The following is a 356-nucleotide window of genomic DNA, read 5'->3' as shown; positions in this document are numbered from 1 at the left end:
GCCACCTGCATCGGCTGCGGTGCGTGCGTCGCCGCCTGCCCGAACGGGTCGGCCTCGCTGTTCCTCGGCGCCAAGATCACCCACCTCGGTGGGCTGCCGCAGGGCCAGCCGGAGCGCTGGTCGCGCGTGGTCGATATGGTCGGGCAGCACGACCACGAGGGTTTCGGCGGCTGCACCAACATCGGTGAGTGCGCCAGCGCGTGCCCCAAGGAGATCCCGCCCGACGTGATCTCCCAGCTCAACAAGGACCTGCGCACAGCGATGAAGCAGGGCCTCTGATCTGCTGAGCGCGGCTCCACTCGCGTGTGAACGGGGTGGGTCGGCACCGGTCGGTGCCGACCCACCCCGTCTCTCGT

General features: G+C 69.9%; 1 protein-coding gene. It reads left to right on the top strand.

Annotated features, from left to right (window positions below; all coding sequences use genetic code 11):
* A partial coding sequence (locus tag KSO97_RS17370) for a 4Fe-4S dicluster domain-containing protein (protein ID WP_232681894.1) occupies positions 1-279 on the top strand: 279 nt, incomplete at its 5' end.
* Positions 280-356 lie beyond the last annotated feature (77 nt).

The organism is Nocardioides sp. R-C-SC26, assembly GCF_021246465.1.
Lineage (GTDB): Bacteria > Actinomycetota > Actinomycetes > Propionibacteriales > Nocardioidaceae > Nocardioides.
The sequence above is the reverse complement of the archived record's forward strand: the minus strand, read 5'-3'. Positions and strand labels throughout refer to the sequence as shown.